The organism is Microbacterium sp. (assembly GCF_043427715.1).
Taxonomy (GTDB): Bacteria; Actinomycetota; Actinomycetes; order Actinomycetales; family Microbacteriaceae; genus Microbacterium.
Window position 1 is genome coordinate 1 of the sequence record NZ_JBHWTD010000068.1, and the last position, 16,601, is coordinate 16,601.

18 protein-coding genes, 1 tRNA gene and 2 pseudogenes are annotated in these 16,601 nt (G+C 67.3%); 12 read left to right on the top strand and 9 right to left on the bottom strand.

Annotated elements, in window-relative coordinates:
* Nucleotides 1-6: 6 nt before the first annotated feature.
* The 7 genes and pseudogenes from ACHFGS_RS07100 to ACHFGS_RS07130 form a co-directional block, all read left to right on the top strand.
* Nucleotides 7-414, top strand: a pseudogene (locus tag ACHFGS_RS07100) (O-methyltransferase); the annotation flags it as partial.
* A gap of 104 nt (nt 415-518) precedes the next feature.
* A complete protein-coding gene (gene eno / locus ACHFGS_RS07105; protein ID WP_394279619.1) occupies nt 519-1,799 on the top strand; it encodes a phosphopyruvate hydratase in 1,281 nt (426 codons plus the stop codon).
* Nucleotides 1,800-1,836: 37 nt separating this feature from the next.
* Complete coding sequence (locus ACHFGS_RS07110; protein WP_394279618.1) at nt 1,837-2,319, top strand: septum formation initiator family protein; 483 nt, start codon at nt 1,837-1,839, stop codon at nt 2,317-2,319.
* Nucleotides 2,320-2,400: 81 nt separating this feature from the next.
* The gene (locus ACHFGS_RS07115) at nt 2,401-2,874 is read left to right on the top strand and encodes a DUF501 domain-containing protein (protein WP_394279637.1); all 474 of its coding nucleotides are present in this window, start codon (nt 2,401-2,403) and stop codon (nt 2,872-2,874) included.
* Entirely contained in the window at nt 2,871-4,151 is a 1,281-nt protein-coding gene (locus tag ACHFGS_RS07120) for a S8 family serine peptidase (protein WP_394289305.1), read from the top strand. Before ACHFGS_RS07115 ends, ACHFGS_RS07120 begins: the two co-directional genes overlap by 4 nt.
* Before the next feature lie 31 nt (nt 4,152-4,182).
* Nucleotides 4,183-5,583: an NAD(P)/FAD-dependent oxidoreductase gene (locus tag ACHFGS_RS07125; RefSeq protein ID WP_394289313.1), complete on the top strand. Its 1,401-nt coding sequence runs from the start codon at nt 4,183-4,185 to the stop codon at nt 5,581-5,583.
* A 130-nt stretch (nt 5,584-5,713) separates the two neighbouring features.
* Nucleotides 5,714-5,786: transfer RNA gene (locus tag ACHFGS_RS07130), tRNA-Leu, on the top strand.
* A gap of 213 nt (nt 5,787-5,999) precedes the next feature.
* On the opposite strand, the gene ACHFGS_RS07135 is transcribed toward ACHFGS_RS07130, so the two are convergent.
* Nucleotides 6,000-6,302 carry a hypothetical protein gene (locus ACHFGS_RS07135; protein WP_394289306.1) on the bottom strand — a complete coding sequence of 101 codons (303 nt, stop codon included), beginning with the start codon at nt 6,300-6,302 and terminating at the stop codon, nt 6,000-6,002.
* Nucleotides 6,303-6,397: 95 nt separating this feature from the next.
* Between ACHFGS_RS07135 and ACHFGS_RS07140 the strand changes: the two genes are divergently transcribed.
* Nucleotides 6,398-7,219, top strand: coding sequence for a hypothetical protein (locus ACHFGS_RS07140; RefSeq protein WP_394278818.1), 822 nt, complete (start codon nt 6,398-6,400; stop codon nt 7,217-7,219).
* A gap of 18 nt (nt 7,220-7,237) precedes the next feature.
* On the opposite strand, the gene ACHFGS_RS07145 is transcribed toward ACHFGS_RS07140, so the two are convergent.
* Entirely contained in the window at nt 7,238-7,591 is a 354-nt protein-coding gene (locus ACHFGS_RS07145; protein WP_394278819.1) for a VOC family protein, read from the bottom strand.
* A gap of 198 nt (nt 7,592-7,789) precedes the next feature.
* Here ACHFGS_RS07145 and ACHFGS_RS07150 point away from each other — a divergent pair.
* Nucleotides 7,790-7,912 (top strand): annotated as a pseudogene (locus ACHFGS_RS07150) (DUF1272 domain-containing protein); the annotation flags it as partial.
* Nucleotides 7,913-7,928: 16 nt separating this feature from the next.
* Here the strand turns inward: ACHFGS_RS07150 and ACHFGS_RS07155 are convergent.
* The 5 genes from ACHFGS_RS07155 to ACHFGS_RS07175 are packed head-to-tail and all read right to left on the bottom strand — an operon-like array spanning nt 7,929 to nt 11,444.
* The gene (locus ACHFGS_RS07155; protein ID WP_394278820.1) at nt 7,929-8,756 is read right to left on the bottom strand and encodes a nuclease-related domain-containing protein; all 828 of its coding nucleotides are present in this window, start codon (nt 8,754-8,756) and stop codon (nt 7,929-7,931) included.
* Nucleotides 8,757-8,780: 24 nt separating this feature from the next.
* Entirely contained in the window at nt 8,781-9,392 is a 612-nt protein-coding gene (locus tag ACHFGS_RS07160; RefSeq protein ID WP_394278821.1) for a hypothetical protein, read from the bottom strand.
* Nucleotides 9,393-9,394: 2 nt separating this feature from the next.
* Nucleotides 9,395-9,970 carry a helix-turn-helix domain-containing protein gene (locus ACHFGS_RS07165; protein WP_394278822.1) on the bottom strand — a complete coding sequence of 192 codons (576 nt, stop codon included), beginning with the start codon at nt 9,968-9,970 and terminating at the stop codon, nt 9,395-9,397.
* Nucleotides 9,971-10,019: 49 nt separating this feature from the next.
* Nucleotides 10,020-10,862, bottom strand: coding sequence for a hypothetical protein (locus ACHFGS_RS07170; protein ID WP_394278823.1), 843 nt, complete (start codon nt 10,860-10,862; stop codon nt 10,020-10,022).
* Nucleotides 10,863-10,919: 57 nt separating this feature from the next.
* Entirely contained in the window at nt 10,920-11,444 is a 525-nt protein-coding gene (locus ACHFGS_RS07175) for a DUF2231 domain-containing protein (RefSeq protein ID WP_394278824.1), read from the bottom strand.
* Between the two features lie 148 nt (nt 11,445-11,592).
* On the opposite strand from ACHFGS_RS07175, the gene ACHFGS_RS07180 reads away from it, so the two are divergent.
* The gene (locus ACHFGS_RS07180; protein WP_394278825.1) at nt 11,593-12,135 is read left to right on the top strand and encodes an AAA family ATPase; all 543 of its coding nucleotides are present in this window, start codon (nt 11,593-11,595) and stop codon (nt 12,133-12,135) included.
* 49 nt (nt 12,136-12,184) lie between these two features.
* Nucleotides 12,185-13,600, top strand: a complete 1,416-nt coding sequence (locus ACHFGS_RS07185) for a DUF222 domain-containing protein (protein WP_394278826.1) — start codon at nt 12,185-12,187, stop codon at nt 13,598-13,600.
* Between the two features lie 110 nt (nt 13,601-13,710).
* Here the strand turns inward: ACHFGS_RS07185 and ACHFGS_RS07190 are convergent, their stop codons facing one another.
* Complete coding sequence (locus ACHFGS_RS07190; RefSeq protein ID WP_394278827.1) at nt 13,711-14,739, bottom strand: methionine synthase; 1,029 nt, start codon at nt 14,737-14,739, stop codon at nt 13,711-13,713.
* On the bottom strand, nt 14,739-15,758 hold the full coding sequence (locus tag ACHFGS_RS07195; RefSeq protein WP_394278828.1) for a putative oxygenase MesX: 1,020 nt from the start codon (nt 15,756-15,758) through the stop codon (nt 14,739-14,741). The genes ACHFGS_RS07190 and ACHFGS_RS07195 overlap by 1 nt, the downstream gene beginning before the upstream one ends.
* Nucleotides 15,759-16,023: 265 nt before the next feature.
* On the opposite strand from ACHFGS_RS07195, the gene ACHFGS_RS07200 reads away from it, so the two are divergent.
* Nucleotides 16,024-16,590, top strand: a complete 567-nt coding sequence (locus tag ACHFGS_RS07200) for a LemA family protein (RefSeq protein WP_394278829.1) — start codon at nt 16,024-16,026, stop codon at nt 16,588-16,590.
* Nucleotides 16,591-16,601 lie beyond the last annotated feature (11 nt).

Genomic DNA, 16,601 nt, shown 5'->3' on the forward strand with positions numbered 1-16,601 from the left:
AACTAGGCCGAGCCCGCGCACGCCGCCGTCGCGCGGGCGAGCATCGATCGGGCGGGTGTGGGGGAGAAGGTCGAGATCCGCGTCGGCCGTGGTGCGGATGTGCTGCCGACGCTCGAGGATGCCGCGCCGTTCGACCTCGTCTTCATCGACGCTGACAAGGAGTCCAACACGATCTACCTCGACTGGGCCGCCCGACTCGGCCGCCCCGGCGCGGTCGTCGTCGTCGACAACGTGGTCCGATCCGGGCGGGTCGTGGAGACGGATGCCGGTGCCCAGGTCGACGGTGTCCGTGCGGGGCTTGCGATGCTCCGCGACGACCCCCGCTTCGATGCCACCGCGCTGCAGACCCTCGACCGCAAGGGATGGGACGGCATCGCGATCGCCCTGCTCACCGACGAGACCGCATCGGCGTGACCGAGTGCGTCGGCGTCGCTGTGCGGCATCCGGCATCTCACTAGACTCGGGGAGCGGACCGATGACGCTCCCGTTCCATCCTCCACGAGCAAGGAGACACCCCCGTGGCATTGATCGAGGCAGTAGGCGCACGCGAAATCCTGGATTCGCGCGGCAACCCGACCGTCGAGGTGGAGGTGCTGCTCGACGACGGGATCGTCCAGCGCGCAGCCGTCCCCTCCGGAGCGTCCACCGGCGCCTTCGAGGCGTACGAGCTGCGCGACGGTGACAAGACCCGCTTCGGCGGCAAGGGCGTCCTGAAGGCCGTCGCCGCCGTCATCGACGAGCTGGGCCCGGCCATCGAGGGCGTCGATGCGAGCGAGCAGCGCATCATCGACGAGATCCTCATCGAGACCGACGGCACCGAGAACAAGTCGCGCTGCGGTGCGAACGCCATCCTCGGCGTCTCCCTCGCCGTCGCCAAGGCCGCCGCTGACAGCGCCGACCTGCCGCTGTTCCGCTACCTCGGCGGACCGAACGCGCGCGTCCTCCCCGTGCCGCTGTTCAACGTCATCAACGGTGGCGAGCACGCCGACAACGGCATCGACATGCAGGAGTTCTTCCTCGCGCCGATCGGTGCGTCGACCTTCGCCGAGTCGCTCCGCTGGGGCGCCGAGGTCTACCAGGTCCTTAAGAAGGAGCTGCAGGCCGCCGGTTACGCGACGGGCCTGGGTGACGAGGGCGGGTTCGCCCCCGACCTCCCCAGCAACCGCGAGGGCCTCGACTTCCTGGTCAAGGCGATCGAGAAGGCCGGTTTCACCCCCGGTTCCGAGATCGCCCTGGGTCTCGACGTCGCCGCCACCGAGTTCTTCAACGACGGCGTCTACCGCCTCGAGAACAAGGACTGGACCGCCGAGCAGCTCACCGACTACTACGTCGACCTCGTCGACTCGTTCCCGATCGTCACGATCGAGGACGCGCTTGCCGAAGACGACTGGGAGAACTGGACCGCCCTCACCGAGCGTCTGGGCAAGAAGGTGCAGCTCGTCGGCGACGACCTGTTCGTCACCAACCCGGCACGCCTGGCCGACGGCATCAAGCGCGGCGCCGCGAACTCGCTGCTGGTGAAGGTCAACCAGATCGGCACGCTCTCGGAGACGCTGGATGCCATTGAGGTCGCGCACCGCGCCGGCTACACGTCGATGCTGTCGCACCGTTCCGGCGAGACCGAGGACACGACGATCGCCGACCTCGCCGTCGCCGTGAACGCGGGTCAGATCAAGGCCGGTGCGCCCGCTCGCAGCGAGCGCGTCGCGAAGTACAATCAGCTTCTGCGCATCGAGGAGGAGCTGGGCGACGCCGCGGAGTTCATCGGCGCCGACGCCTTCCCGCGCTTCACCGCGTAAGGCGCACGACCAGACACTGAACGAGGAAGGGGGAGCCGTGGACAGACCGACGGCTCCCTCTTCTCGTTCCCGCCCCCGTTCCGAGAAGCGACGCGTCGACGTCCGCGACTGGGTCGGGGGCGTCCGCATCTCCGGCTTCATGGGCATCATGCTGGGGCTCGTCGTGCTCGCCGCGCTCGTCCTGGTGCCGACCGTGGGCACATATGTCGACCAGCGTCAGCAGATCGCCGCGCTCGAAGAGTCGGTCCAGGCGACCCGCGACGAGGTCGCCGAGCTCGAGGCAGAGCGCGAGCGCTGGAACGACGAGGCGTACATCACCGCGCAGGCGCGTGAGCGGCTGTATTACATGCGTCCCGGAGAGGTCGTCTACCTCGTCGCGGACGATGTGCCCGGCGGCATCCTGGCGCCCGAACAGGATCCCATCAGCGATGAGGTCGAAGAGGCGAAGCCCGACTGGATGACCCAGCTGCTGCGCTCGGTCGCCGAAGCGGGACTCGCGCGCACCGTCGTCGCCGACTGAGCAGCAGCGGGGCACCGCGGGTACCCTTGACGGGTGCCTCACCCGACCCTGACCCCTGCCACCGACGTCGACCACGCCACCATGCGCGCGCAGCTCGGACGCCCCATGCGGGGAGTCGTCGGGATCGCCGCGCGCTGCGTCTGCGGCAACCCCACCGTGGTCGCCACCGAGCCGCGCCTGCCCGACGGCACACCGTTCCCGACCTTCTACTACCTGACCCACCCCGGAGCGACCGCAGCGATGTCGGCGCTGGAAGCGACGCAGGTCATGCGCGAGCTCTCGGACGAGCTCGCCGACGAGGAAGGCCTCGCAGAGGCGTACACCCGCGCCCATGAGGCCTACCTCGCCGACCGCGCCGTGTTCGGAGAGGTCGAGGAGATCGCCGGGATCTCCGCCGGTGGGATGCCGACTCGCGTCAAGTGTCTGCACGCCCTCGCCGCGCACGCCCTTGCGGCCGGCCCCGGCGTCAACCCCATCGGCGACCGCGCACTCGCCCGCGGCGACTGGTCTCCCGAACGGTGCACGTGCGCCGAGCCCGGCGAGGACGCCGGATGAGATCCGCCCGCGTCACGCTCGCTGCAGCCCTGGTGGCGGCGACGACCGTGATGCTCGGGGCAGCCGCGGCCCCGGAGGCCACCCCCGAGGTCGATCCGGTGCGCTCCATGGAGTACTGGCTGGACGAGTACGGCATCGAGGAGGCCTGGAAGACGACCCAGGGTCAGGGCACGACGATCGCCGTGATCGACACCGGGATCGGTGAGGGCGCAGAAGAGCTCGAGCCAGCCGTCGTCGGGGGAGCGGACTTTTCGGGGATCGGCACGCCCAACGGCCGCACGCCCATCGGCGAGGCCGATGCCGACCACGGCAGCTGGGTGGGATCGCTCGCCGCCGCGCGCGGCACCGGCGCCGGCAAGGGGATGGTCGGCGTGGCCCCCCGGGCTGAGCTGCTGTCCCTCTCCATCGGTTTCGGCGAGTCCGCGACGGTGCCGTTCGTCGATCAGGTGGCCGAGGCGATGCGATGGGCGGTCGACCACGGCGCCGACGTCATCAACCTGTCCTTCACGACGAACACCCTCGACTGGAACCGGGCGTGGGACGACGCGTTCCTCTACGCCTTCGAGAACGACGTCGTCGTGGTCGTCGCCGCAGGCAACCGCGAGAGCGGCACAGATCAGGTGGGTGCGCCCGCGACGATCCCGGGCGTCCTGACCGTCGGAGGGGTCGACCGGGACCGTCGCGCCAGCAACACGGCATCCACTCAGGGCATCACCATCGGGATCTCCGCACCCAGTGAGGAGCTTCTCGGACTCTCCGCCAACGGCGACCTGGTGATCTGGGAAGGCACGAGCGGGGCCGCGCCCATCGTCGCGGGCATCGCGGCGCTGGTGCGTTCGGCACATCCCGACTTGGATGCCGCGAACGTCATCAACCGGATCATCCGCACCGCCGATCCCGCACCGCAGCAGGTGAGCGTGCCGAGCGCCCTGTACGGCTACGGCACGATCAACGCCGCGGCCGCCGTCACGCGCAGCGTGCCGGTCGTGTCGGAGAACCCGATGGGATCGCTCAGCGAGTGGATCCGTCTCTACCGGCGCGCGGCCGCGCCGTCGAACCCGACGCCCACGCCGACCCCGGTAACGGTGGCGCCGCTGCCCGAGCCCGAACCGCCCACCGCGGCGCGCTCCGCCCTGCTCCCGACCGCCGACACCCTGCGGTACGGCACCGTGCCGCTCGTCGGTCTGAGCCTGGGGACTATACTTGTCGTGCTCGGGGTCACCGCTGCTGCCCGGCGCATCCGATCGGCGCGCACCCCGCGACCGCCGAGCCGCTAATCAAGGAGTACTTCCGACTGTGACGAACACCGTGCCCAAGATCTTGGTCGTCGGAGGAGGCTACGCAGGCTTCTACACCGCGTGGAAGCTGGAGAAGCACCTGCGGCGCGGCGAAGCCGAGGTCACGATCGTCGACCCGCTCCCGTACATGACGTACCAGCCGTTCCTCCCCGAGGTGGCTGCGGGTGAGATCGAGGCTCGTCATGTCGTGGTGGGTCTCCGCCGCCACCTCAAGCGCACGCGTGTCGTGGTCGCCAAGGTCACCGGGATCGACCACGCCAACAAGACGGCGACGATCACGCCCGAGGTCGGCGAGCCGTGGCAGGAGACGTACGACCAGATCGTCGTCACCGCCGGCGCCGTCTCCCGCACGTTCCCGATCCCCGGCATCGCCGACAACGCGATCGGACTGAAGACGATCGAGGAGGCCGTCGCGATCCGTGACCGCATCCTCACCAACTTCGACCGTGCCGCGAACCTCCCGCCCGGGCCCGCGCGCGAGCGCCTGCTCACCGTCGTCGTCGTCGGCGGCGGCTTCGCCGGTATCGAGGTCTTCGCAGAGACGCGCGCCTTGGCGAGCGCCCTGCTGAAGTCGTACCCGAACATCACGTTCGAAGAGACCCACTTCCACCTCATCGAGGCGATGGGTCGCATCATGCCCGAGGTGTCGCTGAAGACGAGCGAGTGGGTTCTCAAGGACCTCGCCAAGCGCGGCGCCAACGTGCACCTCGACACGCAAGTCACCGGCGCCGTCGACGGCAACGTCGAGCTCTCGACGGGTCAGATCATCCCGACCGACGTCATCATCTGGACCGCCGGCGTCATGGCGAACCCGACCGTCGTCCGCGGCAGCGATCTCCCCGTCGAGGAGCGCGGCCGCATCCGCACCCGCGCGGACCTCCGTGTCGGCACGGCTGAGGAGATCGTCGAGGGTGCCTGGGCCGCCGGTGACATCTCGGCTGTCCCCGACCTCACGGGCAAGGGCGTCGGCGGCTACTGCGTGCCCAACGCCCAGCACGCTGTGCGTCAGGCCAAGCTCCTCGCGAAGAACCTCGTCGCCGTCCTCCGCGACGAGGTCCCCACCGAGTACATCCACCACAACCTCGGCGCCGTCGCAGGTCTCGGTCTGTACAACGGTGTCTTCCAGTCCGGCAAGATCGCCATCAAGGGCTTCTTCGCCTGGGTCGCCCACCGCGGCTACCACGGTCTGGCGATGCCCTCGTGGGAGCGCAAGTTCCGCGTCGTCGGCGACTGGTGGCAGAACTTGTGGCTCGGTCGCGACAACGTCTCGATGGAGACGCTGCAGAACCCGCGCTACGTGTTCGAGGAGTTCGCCGCCCGCCCGCGCCCGGCCGCGCCCGCTCCGGCCATCGAGCCGAAGAGCGTCGCCGGTGAGAAGGCACCCGTCGCCGGTGGGGCCGCCAAGGCCTGACCTCTCTCTCGATCGAACCCTGCCTGGCCTTGTGCCCGGCGGGGTTCGTCGTTTGGTCGGTGGATGCCGAGGTGCCGGGCTCTTGCTTCGAGTGAGGCGCGCCCGTGGCCGGCGGCTACGCTGGCGGAGGGCCCCCGTAGCCCAATGGCAGAGGCAGGCGACTTAAAATCGCTTCAGTCTGGGTTCGAGTCCCAGCGGGGGTACGTAACGAATCCCTTAGGCCCGAATCATTTGAAAGCCAAGTCCACGAACAATCATTCTCAGGTATCTGCAGGAAGATTGACCACTGCAAGACGCGCTGCCGGAACAGAACGCAACTGGCAAGCGTTGAGAAGTCGCAAAACATTAGCGCGTCGGGCGTAGGACGCAATTGGTTCGTCTAGGTCTGCCCGTCGAATAGGAGGAAGGTGGGTCGGTCACCCAGGGACGCCTGATGCCAGCCACATCCCTATTGCCGCTCCCGTCACGGAGAATAAGGTTCCGACAACGGGGTAAAGAATCAGGAGTGCGAAGCCGTCCCAGACGGTATCCGAGTTCTCGACCCGTTTCGTTATCGGTCTCGCCGCGAAGAAGAACGCCACCATCCCTAGCACTCCTCCGATGCTCCCGAATATCCATTCCAGCATCTTTGGTTCTGTGTGCTGAAACGCGCCGACGGCTAGTGTGGCGACGACTGCGGCCACGATGCCTATGATCAACTCAGTGATGATCTTCCTCACAGGCCGAGATTAGCGGATCGATTCGATGTGCTCCGAGTGCTCGGATCGACCCCTTCCGCTTCCTTCCGATCGCTAGGCTGACTCTGAGGTGGCAGATGGATGTCGTGTTCTGGGTCGTAACGCTCATTGCGGGTGCCGTGGCGGGCGTCGTGGCTACACAGCTATGGGTTCGGTGGTTCAACGCCATCGGTGACCATGAGCTGTGGGTCGATTGCACGGCGACTGGTCTGGCGCTCGACGCACAAGTTGGACAAAGGTTCGGCCTGCGGCACTCGGTCCATGGGGTAGAGATGGAGCAGCCGTACAACGTGAGCCTCTTCGTTTGGCGAATGGGTGCCAAAGATGTTCGTAGTGACTCATTCGATGGCAAGGATCTCACTTACCGGATTAAGAACCGCATCTCAATGGACTCGCTTGTGGCCAACGAGTCGACCGGGGGAGCGTCGGTTCACTTTGAGTCAGACGGTGAAGGAGCGGTGGTGCGGATTAAGCCGAGCCTTATACGACCGGACTTCTCTGCGAACTACGAGTTCGTCTGCGATGGCGTGCCGCAAGTTGAGCGTTACAATCCGGTAGCTGACCTGAACCTAACCTCCTATTATCATGAAATCAAAGAGAAAAACATCATCGGCCCCACACTTTTTGGGGTTGGAGCTGTCTCGGGTGCTCTTGCCATTCTTTCCCTCATTGTCGGACTAGCTGGCTACAACATCGACAAGGAGGCGTTCGTCTGGATCCCCCAGTGGATCTGGGTCGTTTTCCTAATGCTATTTGGTGGACTCCTGCTATTGATGACTGGCGCTGAGGTTGCACCTAGGAGGGCGCGTCTTTCGCGAAAGGTGGCGCGTCGTCGCTTCGGTGGGCGCGTACTCGAGCGCGGCCAGGTAACTTCTCTCTCCTCGCTACTTATCCCTTGAACTAATAAGCACATCGGTTCACGTCGAGACGTTCGAGACGACGCAGAAGGTGTTGCCGTCGGGGTCGCGCAGGACGATGTAGTCGGCGCCGTCCTCGTAGTCCCAGTCGTCGACCGTGGTGGCGCCGAGCCCGACCAGCCGCTCGACTTCGGCGGCGCGGTCGTCGGCCTCGATGTCGAGATGGTGCCGTTGCGGCTTGTCCGACCCGACGAGCATGAGTGACAGCTGTACGCCCGTGCCCTCCCGCGGCACGAGACTCGCCCAGTCATCGCCCGGCTCGCGCTTCGGCACGTAGTCGAGCGCCGCAGTCCAGAACTCCACGCTGCGAGTGATGTCGCGCACGCCCCACACGATCGAAAGGATGCTTGCCATGTGCGGCATCCTGCTCCTGCCATCGCGATCCCGGTAGGGGGCTTGCGCGGCTGCGGCGAGTGCGTGTGGCCGGAATCACGCGAGGGCTGGCGGTCGCGCCCGTCGCAGCGAGGAGGCACCTCTCGGTACGGTCAGGCCATGCTCGAGATGCGTCCGGACTGTGAGTCCTGCTGAACCGCCACCGCTGCGGACGGCGAGGCGTACATCTGCTCGTACGAGTGCACTCGGTGCGCAGGCTGCGTCGATACGGTCCCGGGCCGAGCGTGCCCGAACTGTGGGGGAGTGCTCGAGCGGCGGCCGACCCGCGTGGCGAGGGCATAGCGAGCCGGCGCGAGAGTCAGCCTCCGAAAAGGCGGCTCACGAGATCCAGAGCCACCGGCGCGCCGAGAGCGGCAGTCCCGACGACGACTGTGGCACCCCACGTCATTCGCACACGCCGAGCAGCTTCGACGTCCTGCTGCAAAGCGGCGAACGCTGACTCGTCGGCAACCGGACCGGGCTCCGCGGACCACGTGGCATCCGTCGACGCCGCTTCTGAAATCCGAGATACCTCTGCTGGCTCCAGGACTGGGTTCTGCTTCCGGAGCCATCGCAGGAGCTGCGGCGCTGTGACCACCGACACGTCTGCGGGCCGATCCCGGTACGTGACCGAGCCGGCCCCGACGACGACCACAACCGCTCGAACAGCGACTTCCTCGCCAAGGGCGGTCCGCAACAGTCGCTCGGCGCGCGAGGCTTCGTAGCGAGCGTTCCGAAGGTGATCGGTTTTCTGGCCGTTGACCATCAGTCGCTGACTACCGACCCAGACGCGCCCGCCGGCGTGATGCTTCGTGTTGAGGGTGAAGACTCCCGCCGGCCCGATCAACACATGGTCGATGTCGCTTCCCCGGGTTCCGACCGGAACGGAGTGGAGGACAAACCAATCCGTGCCGAGTGAAGCCAGCCGTCTCGCGACGTCGAGCTCCCCGAGGGCTCCGAGGTACCAGGGTCGTGAGTCGGTGGTCAGCGGGGATCGCCCGAAGAAGCGTGCGCCCCGCGAACGGGGTCTCGCGTTCTCCTGCACTCGAAGCAACTCCGCCTTCACCGCAGCCGCGGGGACTGAACCGAATACGCGGCGCGATCGCGGAAGCGGGCTGGCAGTCATCCGTTCGAGTCTAGGGAGCATGGCGCTGCCAGCCGGCGCGGATGCCTAGCGGCGGCGATCGACTGAACCAGGGCCGAGATCGACCGGACCGGGCGCATCGGCTGGCGCAGGCAGTCCCAGCTCGAAGATCCTCGTCACCATCGCCACCGCTCGATCGGTGAGCCCGTCACCGGGATAGAAGTCCTCGTAGAGCGCCTCGGCTTCGGCGAGCGTGCTGACATCACAAAGCACGAGGAGCTGTCGGATGTCGTCTGTGTCGCGGCCCGGACGGTTGGCACGAAGCTTCATCGCAAGGAGCGCCTCCTTCGACGCGACCTGGATCACGATGCCGTCCGCCTCGAAGATCGTGACCCACTCAACTGGTCGACGCCCGAGTGTCGGGAGCGCATCCACTTGCTCGACATTGAAGTTCAGCCAATCTGATGACCATCCTCGAGCAACGGCGACCCGGACCGCCGCAGCAGTCACGGCTTTGTCGGTTCCGGGCTCCACGTGCAGTGAGTCGAGATCCTGCGTCAGTCGCCGGTCGAAATACTGCAAGCTCAACGCGGCGCCACCGACCAACCTGATCCCCGCGACCTCGCCCGCAGTGCGCAGCTCGGCCACAAGATCACGCAGGCCGGCGATGATGTCGTCCCGGTTCAGCGTGGCCGCCATGCTCACACGCTCGCGAACGTATCCGCCCAGACGAGCACGCCACGGCTGGCGAACGTGTCGGGCACCGCAGACAGAGGCGGAACGGGATCTGCGGCATCCACATCCAGCGTCCGCCGCTTCTGCAGCGTACGGTCTGCTGAGTGTGCCCACGGGGGAGTCGGGAGGCCCTCGTCGCGCAGTCGCCATTCCACCAGCGCCGCGATAGCGGCATCCCAGGCGGCGTCGCCGGTCGGCTCAGGCTCGGTGAGTGTCAGTACCCCGCGAACCAGACCGCTCTCCGCGACGAGGTTGTCGTTCAGCTGGAGCAGTGCGCGAAGAGCGCCGGCGCGGTCCTTTTCGCGGAGCCGACCCCGGATCTCCGCGGCAACGGTCGCCGCATCATCTCGACGCGTCGGCGCCGCGTACAGGCGATGCCCGGCGCCGGCGAGAAGTCGGTCGATGGTCCCGAACTCGGCGTCGCGGCCGCGCTCCGAACGCGAGATCGCGGACTGATCGAGGCGCGCGCGTGCGGCAAGCTCGGCCTGCGTGAGGCGCTTGCTCTTCCGGGCTGCTCGAACGAGCGTGGATGCGGTGACCATGACTCCTCGATATGTCTTCAGAGACATAATACCTGTCCATTTGGACATGTCACCGGTCGGGTCGGATCTGCCCCGCCACGAGGCTCGGCGGGTCAGCGGCCTCCCACCGCTCGACGGTCTGCACGGCCCAGAACACGGCGAACAGCCCGAGCGCGATGGCTTCACCGATGAAGACGGCGGGGGTATGCGGCATCCGGATGCCGATGATCACCGTCAACAGCAGATCGATCACCATCGCCACCGGGATCACGAAGTACACCACCCGCACCGCGCGCGACGGCCGAGGTGCCGCCGGGTCGCGTGTGCGGGGGAGCGCGTTCACGATCGGGATCGCCGCGAACACCGAGAAGAAGCACACCGTCACCGCCAGGTGCACGTTCACCCCACCCGCGAACGGAAACTGCTCCCGCAGCCCCGGCGCGAACGCGAGCACCGCCAGGCCTACACCCACGACCAGCGCGACCGAACCGATCGCGACGGTGCGACGCCAAGGAATCTGCCCGCGGACCGTGAGCACGATCGCCAGCGCGAGCACCGCGCCAAGAACCACGAGGTACGTCGCCACCCCGTTCAGGACTGTCGGCATCACCGCATCGGGCACGACCGGCTCGAGACGGAACCCCGTCGGCACGATCGCGATCAGCGGTGCGAAGATCGCCGCCACATCGAGCAGCACCGACTCCAGATCCCGCCCCGACAACGCCAGCAACGCCACCGCCGTCGCGGCCAGCGCCGCCGAGAACACGCCGCCCGCGGGCGAGTAGTAGTAGTCGCTGATCGACGGCAGCAGCACACCCGTCCGCACCGTCTCGACCGTCACCGCCACCGCAAGCGCGAACACCACACCCACGAGCGACAGTCGAAGATACCGATGGGTGCGCTGACCAGTCACCCTTGCGACCCTATGACACCCCGGCGACGCGGGTTCGCGTGGGCCGCGCTCAGGCGCTCAACGGAATCCCTCGATCTGCGTCGACTCGTCGGCGACGCGCACGCCGAAGTGATAGGCGAGCTTGCCACCGAGCCATCCCGAGGCGCCGACCGCGGCGAACGCCACGAGGCTGATGACGAACGCGAGCACATCGACCTCCGTGTCCGGTCCATCGAAGCGAAGAACGGCGCTCACGACGAACAGCGCCAGCGCCGCGGAGTTGAACGCCATGTGCATGAGCGCCGTGCGGTGCGCCGCCGTGTGGCGCCTGAGCGTCAGGAAGTCCATGAAGCCCAGCACCGAGGCCAACATGGCACCCGCGATGCCGATCACGAGCAGGATGCGCGCGCCCACCACGAACGGCTCTGGGTCGTCGACGAAGAACGAGATCAGGTCGAAGATCAGGCTTGCCGACCACGCCCCGATCGGGATCGTGACCGCCACCGGGTGGAATGGGTGACCGTAGGGTCCCGCGATCGCGGCCTTCGGGCGCTTCGATCGCCGCAGCGCCTCCGAGGGGTCGGCGGGGGTGTGGGTGTTCATGATCCGTCTCCTTCGTCAAGCGGGTGGACACGAGTGTGAAGACGCGCGTGATCTGGCGGAGGGGGCTTGAACGCCGCGTGAGCCTGTGCAACGTAGTCGCGCGGCATCTCGGGTCGCCTGCGCGGATGCGGTCGGCGATGATCGGAACATGCTGATCGCAATGGCGGGCCTTCCGGGCTCAGGCAAGAGCACCCTGGCCCGCGAAATCGCGCGCACACTCGGCTGCGCGCTGCTCTCGGTCGACCCGATCGAAGCGGCGATGTGGCGCGCGGGTGTCGCGCGCGATCAGCCCACCGGGCTCGCGGCGTACGTCATCGCCGAAGACCTCGCCCGCGAGCAGATGATCCTCGGGCTGGACGTCGTGATCGACGCGGTCAACGACGCCGTCGCCGCTCGCGGTCAGTGGGGGGCACTCGCGGCGGAGTTGGGGGAGCCGCTCGCGTTCGTCGAGGTCTTCTGCAGCGACGAAACGGAGCATCGGCGCCGGCTGACCGAGCGTCGCCGTGACATCGTCGGATTTCCTGAACCGACGTGGGACTCCGTCGTCGAGCGGAGGGCTGCTTTCACTGAGTGGACGGGCGCGCGTCTGCGGCTGGATTCGATGCTCTCGCAGGATGAGAACGTCGCCACGGTGCTCGCTCACATCGCCTCGGTGAAGATGAGAGATTCCTCATGTGGCCGGGCCTTCTGAGGCGCCGATTCGGCCGCCCAATGTCGGACCCCCTCACCATCATGGAGGTATGACAAGCCCCCACGGCACTCCCGGTTCAGACGCATTTACCGCGTCGCTGGCCGAGATCGTCCACGGGGCCGAGGGCATCGGTGCCGCCCTCGCTGCGGCTCAGATCCAGGAGATCCGCTTGCTCGCCGCGGCCGCCGCGCTCGCTGATCGCGCCGTCGCCGGATCACCCCAACGAGTGCGCGAACGCGACATGGTCGAGCGTTCCATAGCCGCCGAACTCGGGGGAGTGGCACGCGTCACCGACCGGACCATGCAACGGCGCATGGAAGAAGCCCGCACCATCGTCGAGGACTACCCGGCCGCGATGGCCGCATGGGAGACGGGCACCATCGTCCGCGGTCACGTCATGGTGATCAGGGATGCCGGGACCGTCCTGCCACCCGAGCTGCGTCCCTCATTCGCGGATGCCGCCATCTCCCGGTGCGAACGAGACACCCCGAATCGGGTGCGCGCCGAACTCGAGATGCTCGCACAGCGCATGCATCCGCGCACCTTTTCACAACGCCACGAAGAAGCGGCGGCGGGTCGATGCGTGCGAACCGTGGCCGGGCGGGACGGGATGAGCGACCTGATCGCGACCGTGCCGACGGTGATCGCCGAGGGCATCCACGACCGGCTCACCCAACAGGGACGAGCGATCATCGATACCCGCGGCGAGCGTGCGGCGGCCGCCAGTGGCGCCACGTCAGACGGCGTCGCCTTCGGGATCGATGCAGCGTCGCTTGGTGCCGGATCGTTCGACGACACGGCGCGCGGCGAGGCGACATCTCGCGCCGAGATCATCGCCACCGACGCCCGCACGATGGACCAGGTCCGCGCAGATCTGTTCGCCGACCTCCTTCTCATCGGACCGCCCGCCCTCGACGACACCCGCGGCACCAGCGCGGGGCCGCTCGGTGCGATTCGCGCGCGCGTCCAGGTGGTGATCCCCTCGCACGTGCTGAACGGAACCGGCGACGCCTGCGACCTCGTCGGCCGCTCTCCGATCGACGCCGAGACCGCCCGCCAACTCGCCGCCGGCAACCCCATCTGGGAGCGGCTCATCACCCACCCCGTCACCGGCGCCGTGCTCGAAGTCGACTCGTACCGCGTGCCCACCGCCATGCGCCGCTACCTGCAAGGCCGAGACCAACACTGCCGATTCCCCGGATGCCGCACCGCCGCGATCCGCTGCGAAGTCGACCACACGCTCGACCACGCACTCGGAGGCGCGACGAAGACGTCGAATCTCGCGCACCTCTGCCAGCGGCATCACTCGATGAAGCAGTTCACCGCATGGCGAGTCCGACAACTGAAGGGTGGCGTCCTCGAATGGACCTCACCCCTCGGCAGGACCTACCGCGAAGACGCACCCACCCCGGCCGTCGCCTTCACTCCTGCCGTCGCACCGCTCACCGCACCCGCCCCGTTCTGATGCCCTCGTCCGGCGCGGCCGCGCTCGCGAAGACCGATCGCGGTGCGCGAGCGTCGCCGGCACCCGCCCGCGCCACCGGCAGCCGCGCGCGCCACCGGCATCCGTCCGACTCAGCCCGCGAGCTCCCGCCGAACGATCTCCGCACCCGCGCTCAGCGCCGCGAGCTTCCCGCGCGCCACCGCACGCGGCAGCGGCGCCATCCCACAGTTCGTCGACGGGTACAGCAGCGACGCATCCACGTACGGCAACGCCGCCCGCAGCGTCGCCGCGACATCCTCCGGCGTCTCCACCTTCGACGACGCCACATCGATCGCGCCCACCATCACGCGCTTCCCCCGCAGCAGCTCGATCAGCTCGATCGGCACATGCGAGTTGTGGCACTCCAACGACACGATGTCGACCCCCGACGCCTGCAGCTTCGGGAACGTCCGCTCATACTGACGCCACTCGTCACCGAGCGTCGCCTTCCAATCCGTGTTCGCCTTGATCCCGTACCCGTAACAGATGTGCACCGCCACATCGCACGTCAAACCCTCGAACGCCCGCTCCAGCGCAGCCACGCCCCAGTCGTTCACTTCGTCGAAGAACACATTGAACGCCGGCTCGTCGAACTGGATGATGTCGACGCCCGCCGCCTCGAGCTCCTTCGCCTCCTGGTTCAGGATCGTCGCGAACTCCCACGCCAACTTCTCGCGGCTCTTGTAATGCGCGTCGTACAGCGTGTCGATCATCGTCATCGGCCCCGGCAGCGCCCACTTGATCGGCTGCGACGTCTGCGCCCGCAGATACGCGGCATCCGCCACGAACACCGGCTGCTTCCGCGACACCGCACCCACCACCGTCGGCACCGACGCGTCATACCGGTCGCGAATGCGCACCGTCTCCCGCTGCGCGAAATCCACCCCGTCGAGATGCTCGATGAACGTCGTCACGAAGTGCTGCCGCGTCTGCTCGCCATCGCTCACGATGTCGATCCCCGCCTGCGCCTGATCGGCCAGCGACAGCCGCAGCGCATCCCGCTTGCCCTCGACGAGGTCCTCGCCCTCGAGCAGCCACGGCGACCACAGCTTCTCCGGCTCCGCCAGCCATGACGGCTTCGGCAGGCTCCCGGCGGTGGAGGTGGGCAACAGCTTCGTCATCATCGGTCTCCCTGCTCGTCGTCGTTCCGCGCGGAGTAGCCGGCCGACCACTCCCGCAGTGTCGCCTCGTGCGGCGTCATGAAGAACTCCTCCGCGAACTTCCCCTGCACCACCGCCAGACGGCTCCGCTCCTCGCGGTCGTACACGACCCGCGTCAGAGAGAAGTCCGACGCCGTCAGGCTCGGCTGGTACACCGCACCCGCCGCCGAGTTCGCGTTGTAGATCTCGGGCCGGTAGATCTTCTGGAACGTCTCCATCGTGCTGATCGTCGCGATCAGCTCCAGGTTCGTGTAGTCGCCCAACAGATCGCCGACGAAGTAGAACGCCAGCGGCGCTGCACTCCCGCGAGGCATGAAGTACCGGGCACGCATCCCCATCTTCGCGAAGTAGTTATCGGTCGGCGACGACTCGCTCGTGTACTCGACCCCGAGGATCGGGTGCACATTCGCCGACCGCCGGTACGTCTTCGACGTCGACACGCTCAGACAGACGACCGGCGGCGTCGCGAACTGCTCCGCGTACGCGTCCGACTCGATGAAGCTCTTGAACAGGTTGCCGTGCAGCACACCGAAGTCGTCCGGTGCGCTGAAGCCCGTCCGCCCCTCGTTGTGCGCCGGCAGCACGATGCTGAAGTCGTAGTCACGAACGTACGACGAGAAGTTGTTGCCGACGATCCCGTCGATCCGCTGCCCGGTCTTCGTGTCGACGATGAGCGGATGCAGCACCTCGATCAGCGGGAACGACCCCCCGCCCGACGCATCGTCGATGTCGACGCTCACCGTCACGATGTCGAGCTCGAGCTGGTAGCGGTCGCCGGTCTCGTTGTCCCAGTTCGCCAGGTCGTTGAAACGTCGATCGATCATTCGCAGCGTGTTCCGCAGATTCTCCTCGCGGTCCTCACCCCGGGCGAGGTTCGCGAAGTTCGTCGTGATGCGGGTGCCGTCAACGGGACGGTAGTCCTCGTCGAAACGCGTCGTCTCAATCGAGAAGACGGGGGCGGACGATTCAGTGAGACGCATGACAAGCCGTTTCTGCTCGGGCAGGCCAGACGGCCTGCTGACTCGATGTTCAGAAAGCCGCAGCGCGTGCCCGGGGAGGATGCCGTGGCGCGAAAGCCGAAAGCAAAGCGGGCGCGAGGCTTCGCGTCATGCTGCGATTGACTCCAGTGTGTCCCACACCCGCGCACCGCGCACATCGGCCCCGTCACACGACGCAACGCGGATCCACAGCCAGCGTGAAGACCCGCGTGGATAGGATGAAGACCGCTTGTTCGGAGGGGGAGACATGGACTTCTTGGTGCCACTGCTCGTGGTCGTCGGCGTACTGGTGATCGCGGGTATCTACCTGTGGGCGACGTACAACTCGCTCGTCTCGCTGAACGTGCGGGTGGACGAGGCGTGGAGCGACATCACCGTGCAGCTGAAGCGGCGCGCGGACCTGCTGCCGAACCTCATCGAGGCGGTGAAGGGCTACGCCGCACACGAGAAGGCGGTCTTCGAGAACGTCACCCAGGCACGCGCCGAGACGCTGTCGGCCACGACGCCGGCCGACGCCGGTGTCGCCGAGGGGCACATGCAGCAGGCGCTGAAGTCCCTCTTCGCGGTGGCCGAGGCCTATCCGCAGCTCCAGGCGAGTCAGAACTTCCTCCAGCTGCAGCAGGCCGTCGTCGACACCGAAGACAAGATCCAGGCCTCGCGCCGGTTCTACAACGGCGGCGTCCGCGAGCTGAACACGAAGATCAAGGTCTTCCCCAACAACCTCTTCGCCCGCCGGTTGGGCTTCTCCGAGCGCGAGTTCTTCGAGGTCGTCGACGGCGCCGCGATCTCCGAGCCGCCGCGGATCCAGTTCTGAGTTCGACGAGC

Excerpts from the sequence above, each read along its gene's own strand:
- ACHFGS_RS07195 (WP_394278828.1), bottom strand. The coding sequence starts at position 15,758 with ATGCGTCTCACTGAATCGTCCGCCCCCGTCTTCTCGATTGAGACGACG.
- ACHFGS_RS07190 (WP_394278827.1), bottom strand. The coding sequence starts at position 14,739 with ATGACGAAGCTGTTGCCCACCTCCACCGCCGGGAGCCTGCCGAAGCCG.
- ACHFGS_RS07140 (WP_394278818.1), top strand. The coding sequence starts at position 6,398 with ATGGATGTCGTGTTCTGGGTCGTAACGCTCATTGCGGGTGCCGTGGCG.
- ACHFGS_RS07180 (WP_394278825.1), top strand. The coding sequence starts at position 11,593 with ATGCTGATCGCAATGGCGGGCCTTCCGGGCTCAGGCAAGAGCACCCTG.
- ACHFGS_RS07145 (WP_394278819.1), bottom strand. The coding sequence starts at position 7,591 with ATGGCAAGCATCCTTTCGATCGTGTGGGGCGTGCGCGACATCACTCGC.
- ACHFGS_RS07200 (WP_394278829.1), top strand. The coding sequence starts at position 16,024 with ATGGACTTCTTGGTGCCACTGCTCGTGGTCGTCGGCGTACTGGTGATC.
- ACHFGS_RS07165 (WP_394278822.1), bottom strand. The coding sequence starts at position 9,970 with ATGGTCACCGCATCCACGCTCGTTCGAGCAGCCCGGAAGAGCAAGCGC.
- ACHFGS_RS07160 (WP_394278821.1), bottom strand. The coding sequence starts at position 9,392 with ATGGCGGCCACGCTGAACCGGGACGACATCATCGCCGGCCTGCGTGAT.
- ACHFGS_RS07185 (WP_394278826.1), top strand. The coding sequence starts at position 12,185 with ATGACAAGCCCCCACGGCACTCCCGGTTCAGACGCATTTACCGCGTCG.
- ACHFGS_RS07120 (WP_394289305.1), top strand. The coding sequence starts at position 2,871 with ATGAGATCCGCCCGCGTCACGCTCGCTGCAGCCCTGGTGGCGGCGACG.
- ACHFGS_RS07175 (WP_394278824.1), bottom strand. The coding sequence starts at position 11,444 with ATGAACACCCACACCCCCGCCGACCCCTCGGAGGCGCTGCGGCGATCG.
- ACHFGS_RS07115 (WP_394279637.1), top strand. The coding sequence starts at position 2,401 with ATGCGCGCGCAGCTCGGACGCCCCATGCGGGGAGTCGTCGGGATCGCC.
- ACHFGS_RS07155 (WP_394278820.1), bottom strand. The coding sequence starts at position 8,756 with ATGCTCCCTAGACTCGAACGGATGACTGCCAGCCCGCTTCCGCGATCG.